General features: G+C 58.2%; 13 protein-coding genes. 9 read left to right on the top strand and 4 right to left on the bottom strand.

Annotated features, from left to right (window positions below; translation table 11 throughout):
- Positions 1-351 precede the first annotated feature (351 nt).
- Entirely contained in the window at positions 352-591 is a 240-nt protein-coding gene (locus SZN_RS29905) for a DUF7848 domain-containing protein (protein ID WP_007502326.1), read from the bottom strand.
- A 154-nt stretch (positions 592-745) separates the two neighbouring features.
- Entirely contained in the window at positions 746-1,030 is a 285-nt protein-coding gene (locus SZN_RS41055) for a hypothetical protein (RefSeq protein ID WP_050815142.1), read from the bottom strand.
- Positions 1,031-1,203: 173 nt separating this feature from the next.
- On the opposite strand from SZN_RS41055, the gene SZN_RS39205 reads away from it, so the two are divergent.
- Entirely contained in the window at positions 1,204-2,355 is a 1,152-nt protein-coding gene (locus tag SZN_RS39205) for a helix-turn-helix domain-containing protein (protein ID WP_007502328.1), read from the top strand.
- A gap of 391 nt (positions 2,356-2,746) precedes the next feature.
- Here the strand turns inward: SZN_RS39205 and cas1 are convergent, their stop codons facing one another.
- Positions 2,747-4,264: a CRISPR-associated endonuclease Cas1 gene (cas1, locus tag SZN_RS43565; RefSeq protein WP_425274484.1), complete on the bottom strand. Its 1,518-nt coding sequence runs from the start codon at positions 4,262-4,264 to the stop codon at positions 2,747-2,749.
- 564 nt (positions 4,265-4,828) lie between these two features.
- Between cas1 and SZN_RS42045 the strand changes: the two genes are divergently transcribed.
- The 8 genes from SZN_RS42045 (at position 4,829) to SZN_RS41075 (ending at position 12,746) form a co-directional block, all read left to right on the top strand.
- A complete protein-coding gene (locus tag SZN_RS42045; RefSeq protein ID WP_139063601.1) occupies positions 4,829-5,077 on the top strand; it encodes a hypothetical protein in 249 nt (82 codons plus the stop codon).
- Positions 5,070-5,501 (top strand): hypothetical protein, encoded by a 432-nt coding sequence (locus SZN_RS29915; protein WP_139063603.1) that lies wholly within the window; start codon positions 5,070-5,072, stop codon positions 5,499-5,501. Before SZN_RS42045 ends, SZN_RS29915 begins: the two co-directional genes overlap by 8 nt.
- 866 nt (positions 5,502-6,367) lie before the next feature.
- Positions 6,368-7,195 carry a DUF2637 domain-containing protein gene (locus SZN_RS39215; RefSeq protein ID WP_078509012.1) on the top strand — a complete coding sequence of 276 codons (828 nt, stop codon included), beginning with the start codon at positions 6,368-6,370 and terminating at the stop codon, positions 7,193-7,195.
- Between the two features lie 49 nt (positions 7,196-7,244).
- Positions 7,245-7,427, top strand: coding sequence for a hypothetical protein (locus SZN_RS41065; RefSeq protein ID WP_139063605.1), 183 nt, complete (start codon positions 7,245-7,247; stop codon positions 7,425-7,427).
- Positions 7,424-8,167 (top strand): exonuclease domain-containing protein, encoded by a 744-nt coding sequence (locus SZN_RS39220; RefSeq protein ID WP_244313439.1) that lies wholly within the window; start codon positions 7,424-7,426, stop codon positions 8,165-8,167. The genes SZN_RS41065 and SZN_RS39220 overlap by 4 nt, the downstream gene beginning before the upstream one ends.
- 272 nt (positions 8,168-8,439) lie before the next feature.
- Complete coding sequence (locus SZN_RS29920) at positions 8,440-8,802, top strand: hypothetical protein (protein ID WP_007502333.1); 363 nt, start codon at positions 8,440-8,442, stop codon at positions 8,800-8,802.
- Positions 8,803-8,964: 162 nt separating this feature from the next.
- On the top strand, positions 8,965-9,477 hold the full coding sequence (locus SZN_RS41070; protein ID WP_139063607.1) for a hypothetical protein: 513 nt from the start codon (positions 8,965-8,967) through the stop codon (positions 9,475-9,477).
- A 122-nt stretch (positions 9,478-9,599) separates the two neighbouring features.
- Complete coding sequence (locus SZN_RS41075; protein ID WP_139063609.1) at positions 9,600-12,746, top strand: hypothetical protein; 3,147 nt, start codon at positions 9,600-9,602, stop codon at positions 12,744-12,746.
- Positions 12,747-12,815: 69 nt separating this feature from the next.
- On the opposite strand, the gene SZN_RS42870 is transcribed toward SZN_RS41075, so the two are convergent.
- Positions 12,816-13,334, bottom strand: a complete 519-nt coding sequence (locus SZN_RS42870) for a hypothetical protein (protein ID WP_244313440.1) — start codon at positions 13,332-13,334, stop codon at positions 12,816-12,818.
- Positions 13,335-13,977 lie beyond the last annotated feature (643 nt).

Genomic DNA, 13,977 nt, shown 5'->3' on the forward strand with positions numbered 1-13,977 from the left:
GGCGGTCGTCCAGCCGTCGCCGGTCGGCTCTCTCAACGACCGTCCGTTGAGGGGATGTTGTGGGGTTTCGGGGGTTCGGTGTTGCGGTGCGCCATGTAGTCGGCTGAGAGCGCGCGAGAGGGACGGCTGTTGGGTGCCGTCCCTCTCAGTGCGGGTTGTTCTCTCTAGCCGTTCCTCTGGGCTATTCGGTGGTGAGACAGGCGGGGCACGTGACCCGCCGTTGCCACTCGTCAACCTTGCCGACAGCGCCACACACGGGCGCGCCGTTCCGAACCTTGTGCACGGTCATTACGTCGTCTCCGACCGTGCCCGGTGTCCAGTCATGGGCTGTCTGTCGCTGCACCGTTTCCATCACTGCCACGCTCCCGCCTCGAATCGGTACGGGCGCGTGATGTGCTCCCGGTAGGTCAGATGACCAGGGTTCGCTTTGAGGTGTTCGGCAGCCCATTGGGTGCCGTCTTCGGGGTTCTCTGCCCCGTCGCTGCTTTGGCCGCACCCCTTGCACTCGATGGCAAAGAGCACGGGGTCAGCTTCCGGCGTGCGGTCCGGCCTCAACGTGTACTCACGGAACCGGTAGATGGCGCGCGTCATGCCCACCCCTTACCGGCCGGAGCAAGCGTTCCGCTGTGCTCCGGATGCCGCTTGAGCAACACGTCACAGTCTGTGACTCGGCTCATGTTTCCGGCCTTACGCGCCTCTTCCTTCTCACGCCTCAACTGGGCGCACTCGGCGCACTGTGTGCCGCTCACGCGCCCCCCTCAACGTCGGGCAAGCGCGCGCCCCTGCTGTCTGCGACCCGCATGGTGTTGAACAGACATTCACTCAGCCGCTCAGCGACGAAGCGAAGCTCAACATCCGATGCGCTGTCGTTCTCCAAGACGGACAGCGCGTGATCGAACACCACTGACGAGTCTTGAAGTTGTGACTCTTCGAGCGAGTCAGCGAGTCGGGCCAGTGCACCGTTCTCACTGCCCGGTGCCAGGAAGGCGGGTTGTCCGTCGTCGCCTGTCCATGGCAGTAGGCGTCCCATCGGCCTACTCTCTGTCATGGCTCTGCCTGCCTCTCAGGTGGGGTCCATGCCCCCGGGCCGGTCGCACGGTCGCGGGGGTCTTTGCGTCTCGCTACACAACCGATCCCGCGTACCTGTAGGGCAGTTGACCAGCGTTGACTACGATGAGAGTCAACAGTCAACGGGAGCGACCCATGAACGATTTCAGCGATGCGGTACGGAAATCACTCAGGGAGCAAGGTAAGAGCCTTAGAGGTACGGCCAAAGCCTTGCATTACGACGTTTCCTATCTGAGTCGTGCGCTGAACGGGAAACAGGCGCCTTCCCCTGAGTTGATCCAAGCGCTTAACGAATATCTCGGCCTATCGCTGGAAGTCGAGAGCGCAACTCCCCATGACGACGAAATGGATGCGTGGGAACTTGCTCGGCGCGTACAGGCAAGTGATGTGGGATCAACAACTCTTGAACGGCTAGAGCGTACTTTCGATGACTTGGCTATGGCCTACCCCAAGTCAGACCCCGAAGACTTGTTGCGGAAGGTGCGAAAGCATTCAGCCTACGTATTGAAGCTACTTGACGCCAAGAAAACTCTGTCTGAACACCGGCGTTTGCTGGTCATTGGTGGTTGGCTTTCACTCTTGGGTGCCACGGTGCACATCGATCTAATGCAAGACGATGCCGCTACGGCGCGACTCGAAACAGCTGCAACGCTCGCCAGAGAGGCGGGGTATCTCGAAATAGAAGCCTGGTGTTATGAAACTGAGGCTTGGCGTGTTCTCACGGACGGTGATTACGTCCGTGCGGCGGAACTTTCTCGCGCGGCTCAGGAAATCGCTCCCGCCGGAACATCAGCCATGATTCAGGCGACGGCTCAAGAGGGTAGGGCGCATGCGCGATTGGGCAATGCGTCAGAGACCTATTCAGCTATTGAACGGGTACAGGACATGTCGGCTGTACTCGGCATCCCTGACACCCCCGAGCATCACTACCGGTACGATCCCGCTAAGTCGTTGTCCTATACGGCAACTACTCTCGCTTGGCTGGGAGACTCAGCGGCAGAGCCATACGCCCGCGAGGTAATCAAACGGCTAAGCCCTAGCGATGACGTGACTAAGTGGCCGCGTCGCGTAGCTTCCGCCAACATTGATTTGGCTCTGGTGTTACTGAAAGAGAACCGACTAGATGAGGCATGCGATTCTGCACAGAAAGCCATTCTGTCGGGACGAGTTGTGCCATCGAATCATTGGCGAGCGTTGGAAGTCGTAAAGGCAGTTGAAGCCCGTCAGCTTCCGGAGAGTGCAGACCTTCGAGAGGCATACCAGACACTCAAAGCTATTGAGCAGTAGCCATCATGCCGAGAGCCGCAATCCGAATCACGCCATGGTTCGCGCCACCGGTCGGCCGACCGGTGAGCCTCCAACCCTGAGAGCCGTTCTGAGCGCCGTTCGCAGCAAGTCTGACACTTCCTTCCCTCACGCACGCCGTTACCGGCTCCCGTGGCGGCCGTCCAGGACCGTCCATGGGTCCGGCCCGCCTCTGTCCTCAACCGGCGAACGTGCCCGGTACGTCTACCGGTTCACATCCTGAAGTGACGTACCGGCGCGCGGCCGTCTGCGGCCGTCCAGGGCGAGGCCGCGCGCTCCCTGGGGTACCGCTTACCGTCGCGTTCGCTGCGGCTCACAGCATGCGAACGGGGTCCCTCGCCTCAACGGCAGGAACCCCCACAGCAGACGGCCGTTACGCTCCCGGTTCGCTTACCTCACCCATCAGCGTTCGCACGCGAGGGTGACCAGTGAGCACAGGAAAGAGGGCATCCCATGTTCCGTCTGCTTTCCAGCGCCGCAGATGAGTTCGGACGGTCTTCCGGTCGGCAATGGTTGGCGGTAGATGCCTACCAGGAATGCGCAGGATTTCAGTACACACGGCGCCAGCCAACACACCGTGTTTGCTGAGTCGTTGGTCCGCCTTGTTGCCCTGACTCGGTTTGGGAAGGTGCTCAGCGACTTGTTCCCATAGGTCTGACGGGATGACATCCCGCACGGTGCACGGCACGTGTGTTACTCGCTCCCGCTTTACAGGCTGAGGACTTTCCTTTGGAGCGTTCTGCGGAGCGTTCTTCGGGCTGTCTTTCCGGGATGCTTTCCCGGAGGCCGGCTCGCGCATGAGGGCTTTGTCTTTAGTGGGGTTCGGAACGGTGATGTTCCCTCCGGAAGCGTGAGCGAGGATGAGCGCGTATTCCCTCACGATTGGAGCCAACAACCGTGCCCATGTGAGGCACTGTTCAGCGAGTTCGTGAGTGAGTGGTGCGACAAGTCGGCACGTACCCTCTCGGGTCTCGTGAAACTCCGACCGGTGAAACTCCCGAGCATCGATATCGAGAGCCCCGAGCATCCCCAACACGAACCGTTCGGCTTCCGGTCGTACGACTTCCAAGAGGTCGAGGGCGAATGAGTCGCGAGAGTCTTTGTCCAGATGCAGCATGCCGAATGCAGGGTCAAGCCCTACCGAGTGACACGCCAACACGCATTCCGCCTCTGCCAGCCGATAGCAGTAGTTCAGCATGGCGTTTACCGGGTCGGTTGCTCCGCGCGCTTTCCCGCTTGTGAGGTTCGCTCGGGAGACATAGACCGTCCAGTGAGCGGGAACCTTTTTCGCATCCGAGTCTTTCCATGGCATGGCTACGGTTCCGGTCCATGCTCCCCAATATGCGGATGCCGCCGCACCTTCCCAGGAACGGCAAAGGTCTACCGTTTCGGATTCCTGTACGCGTACCGCGCATGCGTCGATTTCCTGAGCGGCTTTCTCGTGTCCCATGGCCCGAAGGTTCGCAGACTGGCCGGATAGCTTCCGGCCGAGAATGAGTTTCACAATGTCGAGACCCACAGACTCATAGGGTCCGCCTTGACCGGCGAATGCCTGTACCCGACGCAACCGAGCATCGTTACCCGTGTCGGAGGACATGAGGGTTTCTCCGCTGCTGTCTGTGTAGACCAGAGAGATACCCACGTCCTTACACCACTGGACGGCATCGAACGTGAGGGAGCCCCGCGCGTTGAGTACGAGTATGCGGCGAACGTTCCGCTCAACCTTCGGGAGCTGTCGCGTGCGCCGGTGGGGACCGATGCCGTCTGAGATGACCAGGTGTCCGTTACGGACGTTGATCGTTGCGCCGTAGCCGTCAACGACGATGACGCGTGAGTCTGTTGACTCGCGCCGGTACACGTCCGCCACGGTCGGGCCGGTAGCAGGGTCCATGAGGACAGAGCTAGCCTGTGTGTGCACGTCGAACCTCCATCGTTCGGGGTGCCGCCCTGGTCAGTGCGCCAACACTGGCCGGGGCTCTTTTCTGTTGTGGGTTCCCAAGGTACCGCCGTTGCTCTGCGCCGTGTAGCCGTCCGGCAGGGGTGCCCCGGATCGTGGCTCCGTTCCTGGCCTGGTGTGTCGGTGGCTTGCTGGGTTGGGTCTGTACGTCATCGGTTTGACGTACAGGGGTGACGTACTCGGTGCGTGCCGTTCGTTGGCGCTGGTTATCCGTCTCTCTTTCTCTCTGGGGTTCGCGCCCCTAATTCGGCAGAGCTATACCGGTAGCCTTTCGTCTTTCAATCCGCAGACGCGAGCCGGCCTCTGAACACCGCATCTATTGCTGAGTCTTTTGTAGAGACCCGCTCACCTGCGGGTCCGGCGCCCCGGAAACTCGCGATTCGGGCACTTCGGAATTACCCACCCGCCAATTATCATAGAGGGTAGGGCCGGTGAACTGCGCCGGGCCGTTGATCTTGAAGTCTCTCGAACCTCAAATGATCCTCGAAAGGTAGCGCAATGGGAGACGATTTCCCCTACTACACAATGACGCAAGCGGCAGAGATGGCAGACGAATCATTCTTCACTATCCGCAATCGGATTCGCAGCGGAGTCATTGAAGTTGTGAAGACTCCTCTCGGGACGTTCATTCACAAGGATGTGATGAACGCATACCTCAAACGGCGTGGCCCGAAGAATGGTCGCGGATACTACCGTCTCAGTGACTTGATTCCCACCCAATCGGAAGAGGGTAACCGTGATGAATAACCACTATGACCGCGTGACTCCGGCAGTTGAGGACGCAACGGCGGAACGTCTGATGAATCAGGCTCTGTCTACAACCGGTGCGGAAAAGGAAGCCGTCACAGCCAAACTACAGCGGCACCTCATGACCACGTACGGCGTTGATTTCGACTCGGATTCGCCGGAACTCATGGACGCTCCCGACGCCGAATCAGAGGCACTGTTGCGCATAGAACAGAACCCAAAAAGTTCACCAGCCCAGAGGTTCCGTGCGCAGACAGAGCGACAGAACATCATCCGAGATTCGTTCGGCTGGTTCCTGATTGCCTGTTTCGTGGCACTCACGATGCCCGGAGCCTTCACGGCCGGTATCGCTGCAACCGCGCTCGCAATCGTAGTGCTCGCCAGTATTGCAACCGCGCAGCTTGTTTCGCTCGCTACTGCGTGAACCCTGAGCAAATCGAACCAAGGCAGGAAAGATGCTCAGCCCACAACAGAGGGAGTTTCTAGAACGGGTGAGGGAGTCTCAGAATGACACCCGCTGGCATTGTCATTTCCGACCCGAAGGGACTCACTCAAACCCCCACGGGATTGACAACCCGCTCAACCCTAGAGATCCGATACCACTGCCCGAGTTGCTAGAGAACTCTCTGAGGAGTCATCCGTGAATGACAATGCAGGCATCATCGCTCGCAGGCGCGAAACAATCGCGAGGTTGCGAGCCGAGATTGACGGAATCATGCGGAGCAACCGGCGCACGCATGCAGCCCACATGTTTTCGGAATGGGTTGCTCTCATGTTGCGCCTAAATACCGATACAGGGAAAGAGCCCATCAGGAGTTCGGACATAGCCGCAGTACACACAGAGCTGGGTTTGAACACGAGCTGTCGAATGACTGGGGTAACTCCGAGTCTGGCCGAGCATGCATTGGCGATACGCGACATTGAGTATCTGTACTCCATTGACGGTGTACCGCTCTCAGGATGCCCTACGGGACGGCCGCAGGTTCTTTCGGCCAGTGGTGTTGTAACAGATGACGAAACAACGTCACTCGACAACCTGAACGTTCGGGAATTGAGCACTCTCAAACGGCGACTGTGGGAACAGGAAACCGAGCTACGGGGAGAACGGGACCGACTGAGGTCTGAGTTCAAGCGGATTCAGCGCGAACACACGAGTTGCCGCATGGTGTCATTCGCTATGTCTCACACGGTCAAGATGCACCCCGTAGAGGTTCCCTTTGGAGCCGTAGCACATGCGGCTAAAAGGGTGTTGAGTAAGCCGGTTCCTTTCAGCTCAAACAGGGAGGCGGCATGACCAGCGAACGCGAGCCGGCCTCATGGCCTCAAAAGATACTCGCAACGGTCATCGGAATAACCCTCGGAGTGGTCGTCATATCCCCCGTGGCGCTCTCCTCACAAGACCTTGTGAAGTGGGCAGCATCCGAAAACGGGTTGGGGCTCAATGGCGTTTGGCCTTACGTGGTGTTCGTGGCTCTCGACTGTGCAGCCGCTCTCTGTATCGCCATGAGTGTCTATGCCGCATGGCGCGGAGAATCGGGAGGCGCCCCTCACGTACTGGTGTGGGTATTCGCGGGAGCGTCAGCGTTCGCCAACTACCGGCACAGCTTCAACGTCCAGGCGCAAGACGCCGTGTGGTTCTTCCCAGGAATGAGCCTCGCGGGAGCAACCCTATTGGAAGTTGTCATCAGGCGCATTAGAAGGTGGGGACTCTCCAAAGAAGGGGTCTACGAACCCCCGTTGCCACGGTTCCGGGTACTTCGCTGGATAGTGGCCAGAGAGGAAACCTACCGGGCATGGAAGACGGCCGTCATAGAGGGCATCACAAGGCCAGAGGACGCCGTTTCAGCGGTCCGGGGGACCGGAGTACCGGCGCGGCCCCGGAGCGCGGTAACGGGGTCTGAGGACGTGTCGGCTATGTCGAAAGCAGATGCGTTGCGGTACGCGTTCCGAGTGCTGGATTCGTACGACGTTCCGGCCGCTGTCGATTGGTTGGCGGAACGGGGCGTGATCGTGAATCGCTCGCACGCTCACAATGTAGCCAGGAACGAGAAACGTTCTGCGCTCGGGGAACTGACACCGGTTCCCGTCAATGGTTTTGATCTGTCAGCGACGGAATAAGGGTTTCTCCGGCAGTAGGGGTTCGGAGAGGTAGAGAAGGGATGAGGAAATGACTACTTACGAAAATTACGGAGCCGCAAGCGCGGCACTCGGAAAGGAAGAGGAGATGCAGGAAGTCATGAATAACGGGACTCCGCAGGCCGCTGCAATCGTCGTACTCGGCGCACTGGCGTTCCTGGTTGCCGCTCGGTATTTCATGGGGGTTCCGGTTGTGGAGGTTCTTTCCAAGTGAAGTTCAGCGATGCCGTGAAAATCGGATTCGACACCGAGACCACTGGTGTTGATCCGAGTAATGCGCGCATCGTGACAGCGGCACTTATCGTGCGTGGCGGCGGTCGAACGATCCGCAGCTTTCAATGGCTGATTGATCCCGGGGTTGAGATTCCGGAAGAGGCCGCCGCCATTCACGGTGTAACCACTGAACGAGCACGCGCGGAGGGGCGAAAGCCACGGGGAGCGCTAGACGAGATAGCGGGGAATCTCGCTACGGCTCTGTCACGTCAGAGTCCGGTTATCGCGTTCAATCTCTCCTATGACTGGACGGTGTTGGATGCGGAGCTACGGCGTAACGGTTTGCCTGTGATGAGCGAACGACTTGCAATCGAGCCTCGCACGCTTGTTGATCCGCATGTCATAGACAAGGCGGTAGACAAGTACAGGCGCGGCAGTAGGAAGCTGCAACCCACCTGCGAGCATTACGGAATTGAGCTGAACGATTGGCACAGTGCGGACGCTGACGCTTCGGCTGCTGTACTCCTGTCAGAAAAGCTCTTTGAACGGTTCCCGTATTTGGGGCTCATGAGGCCGGCTGACCTCTACCAATCACAGAGGGAATGGCGGAAAGAACAAGCGGCGAGCCTACAGCGCTACTTCCGGAACGAACGGAAGAGCGGAGACAAGTACAACCCTGACGCTGTCGTGAATGGTGAATGGCCCATACAGAGCACGGACGTTGAGGAGGTAGCAGCGTGAATGCGGAGCGAGGAACCGACAGCGAGAGTTGTTGGCGACGTAGAAACTCACCAGTCGTCAACAGATGACGACACCCCACACAAGCGAAAACCCCCGGTAGCGCGGGGGTTCGCCGGTCAAGCAAAGGACCAACCTGTGAATACAACTATACCATTTCCCCGTTATCTGCATGAATTCATGCAGCCCCGTTCCTGTGACGGCCGGTCGCTCCGGGCCGTCGCTCCGGGGGCTCCCCGTTCCGGGGGTTCTGCGCTTCCTGGGGGTGATCGGTAATGGCCGGTCGTTGGGATGACTTTTCAGAGTCAGCGCAAGAATTCTTCCGCTCTCAGGGGTACGACGAATCGAACTTCGCTGAGTTCTTCCAGCCCTACTCTTCCGGGGTTCGGTTCAACGAAAGCGGCATGGGAGCAACCTCGATACCGCTTGACCAGATGGACGGAATCGACCGTCAGAACATCGGGCACTACTGGAATGCGGTAAAGGACTTTCTGAACGGAGAGGACCCCACAGGGTCCCAGGTATCGAGCTATTCCGGGTATCAGGTTGCCGGACGCTACTTCGAAACAGACCTAGACGTCATCATGCGTCAGGCTATGAACGGTGACCTCAACTTCCAATCCATCTATGAGATATGACAGGGGTAAACCATGGCTGTCTGTCTCGTGTGCGGAAGTGCCGGACCATTCGAGCAACACCACGTAGCGGGGAGGGCAAACGATCCCGAATTCACGGTGACAGTGTGCCGAGGATGCCATCAATACACGCTCACCCCCTGGCAATACGTGCACCGAATCCCCTTGGAAAAGGACAGCGAACGGCCAGAGCTGGTGAAGTCATGGGCCAAAGCAACAGGGGCACTACATGTCATTGAAGTGCTCACGCTGCGGCTGGGATGGGACAAGGTAGCGGAAGCTATCAGGACTCTCGGAAAGCTGACGTGCGCGATAGCCGGAATCGCGGAATCAATCCCAGAGCCGAAGGTAGAAAAGCTCAGGAAACCACCGCGCCGGATCTTCCGGGAATCCGTCGAGGTCGCTGCAACATTGGCAACCATGACAGCCTACCTCTCGGCAATGGCGATGGGAGAGCGGCACAGCGTGACTTTGTTCTTCCTCTCGGTTGCCCAAAACCCTCGGGAATGGGGCGAGGGAACGGCTCTAGATATCTGGGCCGGCTCTGCTCTCCAAAAGCTGTCTGATTCGCTGGACGCTCTCAGGCTGAACATGGACTTTGCGGAATTCTCTCGAACCATCCGGGAATGCGTTGACGAATTCCAGCGCGTTGCAATCTCTCGCTTGGAGGAACAGTGAAGCGGCTACACCGGTCGGCAAAGGTCCGGGCATGGACGGCACAGGGGGTCAAGGATGGACGAACGAGGGGGCGCAAGCCTCGGAAGCGGCAAGGCAGTGTATTGGAGCGGATAGAACACGTGATGGTGTTCGACACCGAAACCAGCGTTGATAAAGAACAGCGCTTCAACTTCGGTGCAGCTCTCTATATGGCAGTCGGTAAGGATGGTGAGTTTCACCCCGTAGGGGAATACCTCATCTATGCTGACGACCTTCCCGAACGTAACCCGGAAGGATTCGCGGTCCTGCAAGATTACGTGTTGCGAGGGCATAGCAAGGTTCGAGAAAAGTACGCGCCTGCGGACCGCATGACAATGCACGACATGACACGTAGCGGATGGGATAAGGGAAAGACGCCAGAGCAAATCCTCAGTTACGGATTGTATGGCTGGTATCCAAAGAACGATTTCTCAACCATCGTTGACTTTTGGAAGGTCAACGAACACCACGTAGAACGCGAATCCGCAGACGACATAATGCTCGTCTCGCAAAGTGAATTCGCAGAACGCTTGCACCACGCTGCCTACCCGTCGGATAGCTGGAAAGCCAACAAGCCCGCAACGGTCGTTGGATTCAACCTGCCGTTTGACCTGTCTCGGATAGCTAGCGGTGTGACCATGGCGCAGAAAAAGTACGCGGGTGGATTCTCGTTTGAGATGCGGAAGGATGCCAAGAGCGGCAATATCCGCACTGTCAAGCGAGGAATCAAGGGCGCCATGTTCGGCTATACCGGAGGGAAAGAGGGAGACGACTATTTCACGGATGCCGGAACCCTCGCGTTCGGGCTCGCTAACAAGAGCTACAGTCTCGCCAATGCGGCGGAAGCATTCGGAGTGAGTGAGCGCAAGTCGATACCCCAGGATGGGCACGGCTCTATCACGCTCGATTACATCCACTATTGCCGTCAGGACGTGCGCACGACGGCCGCTCTCTATGTGGCGCTGGTCAAGGAACTGGACAGACACCCAATCGACCTGACAGACAACCGTGTCTATTCCCCGGCGTCAATCGCGAAAGCCTACCTTGACGTGATGGGAGTTCCTAAGCCACTGGATAAGCAAGCGGACTTCCCGAACGATGTACTCGGCTACTCAATGGCGACGTTCTACGGTGGGCGAGCCGAAGCGCATATCAGGAAAGTACCGGTCCCGGTGCTGCATGTTGACGTGACATCGATGTACCCGACCGTCAATGCGAATATGAAACTGTGGGATCTGCTGACGGCCGAACGAATCGACGTACGGGAGGAAACAGACGCCGTCCGGTCGCTGGTAGAAAGTGCCACAGTTGAGGATTTGCTGAGGCGTGAGACTTGGGAATCGCTCCGGGGAATCGCCCTGGTGATGCCGGATGATGACCTGTTGCCAGTACGAACGTCATTCGGCGGGGAGTCCGACACCATCGGAATTAGCTACGTGACGAGTGGCGAACCAATGTGGTGGTCAATACCCGACATCATCAATGCGAGGCTCAACGGAGGAAAGGCGCCTCGTATCCTCCGCGCATTGAGGTTCTACCCGGACGGGGAAAAGGTTCAGTCCCTTCGCCCGGTAGACCTGCGCGGGCAAGTGCGCATCGATCCGGCAAGGGACGACTTTTTCCGTACCGTCATCGAGCGTAGGCAGGCAATCAAGCGGAAACGGACATGCGACCGTAAGTCGGGGTGTCTTTGCCAGGGGTGCCGTAACGAACAGTTCCTCAAAGTCATTGCCAACGCTGGGGGATACGGAATCTTCGTTGAAGTCAACAGGGAGGACGATAAAGAAGAGTCGGTAGAGACTATCTACGGCTCGCACGGGTCATGGACGATGAACGTCCGTAAGCCGGAAACGGCGGGAGCGTATTGCTTCCCACCCATCGGCACCCTGATAACGGGAGCGGCAAGGCTCATGCTCGGCATTCTGGAAAAGCTCGTCACAGATGAGGGTGGAACGTGGGTCATGTGCGACACCGACTCAATGGCGATAGCGGCCAGCCAAGAGGGAGGATGGATAGCCCCGGAATGCGCGTTGCCACCCCGGAGCGTTGACGCTGACTATCCGGGCGCAATCCCCCTGCTGTCGTATGAGGTAGTGGAAGAGATCCGGCACAGGTTTGATTCGCTGAACCCCTACGATCCGAAGATTGCAGGACCTGTACCGATCCTCAAGAGGGAACAACCGGAGGAACTGACAGACCCACAGGTGTACTGCTACGCGATATCAGCGAAGCGATACACCATGCTTACGATCCCGGAGAGCGGTCGTATAGATATCGTGGTGAACAAGGAACACGGTTTGGGTCAGTACATGAATCCGGAGGACCCGAGCGATCGGGAATCGCGCGGGCAACGGGCATGGATTCGCGATATCTGGGAGTACATCATCCGTAGTGACGCTGGGGAATCCGTGGCGGAACCTTATTGGTTCCGGCGTCCGGTCATGTCCCGAGTCACCGTATCCACGTGGAACACGTACGCACACCTTCGACGGTGGAACGACGGTAAGGAATACGCCGACCGAATCAAGCCCTACGGATTCATGATGGCTCCCGTAGTCGCGAACCGAATCATGCGCGGAACAGACTTCCGGCTCATAGGGCCGTACAGCACAAACTCTGACGAGTGGCGAGATATCGAGTTTCAGAACATGCACGACCCCCAGGGACCGACGTACCGCATCGATACCGAGATACCCGAAGAAATCGAAGCGATAGAAGGGTGTCCAATCGTCAGGGTCAAGAGCTATGCCGACGTGGTCGGAAGCTACAGCGTGCACCCCGAGGAAAAATTCGCTGACGCTGACGGCAAGCCATGCCGACTCGATACGCGAGGCATTCTCTACCGGCATCACGTAAACGTGTCCGCCTGGACTCACCAGGGCAAGGAAACCAACCAACTTGAGGAGCGGGAAACTGACACGTTCCTGGACGCGCAAGAAATCATCACTGACTACGGAACCGGGTTGGATGACTTCCAGCGATTCGCCGTGCCCGTACTCAAGACATTGACGGGGCCTCAAGTCGCAGAACGAGCGTCAGCCGAAGGTGTATCCGTAACCAGCCGATCGGTAAACAGGATTCTCAATGGACAGCAGCAACCGGGCGGCGAACTCAAGTCAGCTCTAGTGCGCGTGGCCGTTGCGAAAGCCGTTGAGGACATTGGGAGTGAACTACCAGAATCTCAATGGAGGCACCGGCCTACCGCCTGCCAGCAATGGCGGGAAGTCCTGTCTGCATGGGCTGAACGATGACAGAGGAAGGTTATGGCTGTCCGTGACGTCGTTAACGCGTGGTCTGAATTGTAATGGCTCGCGGTGGGACTAGTCGGAATCAGGGTCTAGGAGGTACATGGGATTTTTTGGCCACGGTACCTCTTTCCCGCTCAGCATCATCTGATGACGACTCTCGGCGGCAGACCAATCGGTGATCGCTTGGGAAAGTTCCGAACAGGATTGGGCGGCCCATGGTGGTCCCGGAAGGAATACCCCATGCCGTCCGATGGTCACAAAGACGCCACGGAGATCGTTCGGCGACTCAACTAGCAAGATTCCCTTGCGATCGGTCGGCGCCTCGGGGTTGAATCCCGATAGTCTGGGAAGGATTTTCGTCTCAGGATTTTTGATTTGATCTCTGATCGGTTGGAGTTCCGGGCGCAGGATATAGCGCCAGCCTAGAGCTGCGAACGCCGCGAGATAGGCTGATCGAATCCATGACAGCTCTGCGTGAGAGTTCACGAACCGTTCTGTCACGGTGAATCTGAACGATGGAAAGGAACGGTCTCGGTCCCATGCCGCTTGCAGAGCGTCATTGTGAGCCTGCATCTGCACCCGATTGTTCATCTTCGGCACACCCTGCATGTAAAGACCGTTTCCGGTTGAGTGAACCTCCCCATGCGAGGGAATGTCATCAGCGAAGAAAGTAACCTTAATCGGTCGGCTGGTAGCTTCCCCGCGTGCTAGGTTGCGGATTTCATCGCGAGTTTTCGCATGCGAGTCCAACTTTGTTCCGGCGGTGTTGTTGCAGTCCGAACAAGTGAGGAGGAGGGATTTCCCGCCAAGCCTTTTCGGCGGTACGTGTTCCTCGGTAAGCCGTTTGGTAATTAGGTCGTCGTGATCACGAATTACAAGGCAGCAAGGGCACGGATATAGGTCACCAGTAGGAGGGAGCCGGTCACCGAGGCCGAGGGCACGAACTACCGTACGAAAATTTTGGGCTCCCTCGCGGAACCAGCGTTCGCGTTTGTCCACACATCCATGGTCGGAGAGGTTACGTTCGCGAGTCAACGCGTTTGCTTGCCGGTATGCAGAACCCCGCCACACAGCCAGCGGACCGCACCCCAACACCACCCCGAACCCAACCCATACGGCTGGACGGCCGAACACGAACGCTCGGAGGTGCGTCACTCCGTACGTGAACCGGTTGACGTACGGGGAGCGTTTGCCGGTTGAGGGCAGAGGTAGGCCGGACCCCTGGACGACCGAC

It is taken from the genome of Streptomyces zinciresistens K42, assembly GCF_000225525.1.
Taxonomy (GTDB): Bacteria; Actinomycetota; Actinomycetes; order Streptomycetales; family Streptomycetaceae; genus Streptomyces; species Streptomyces zinciresistens.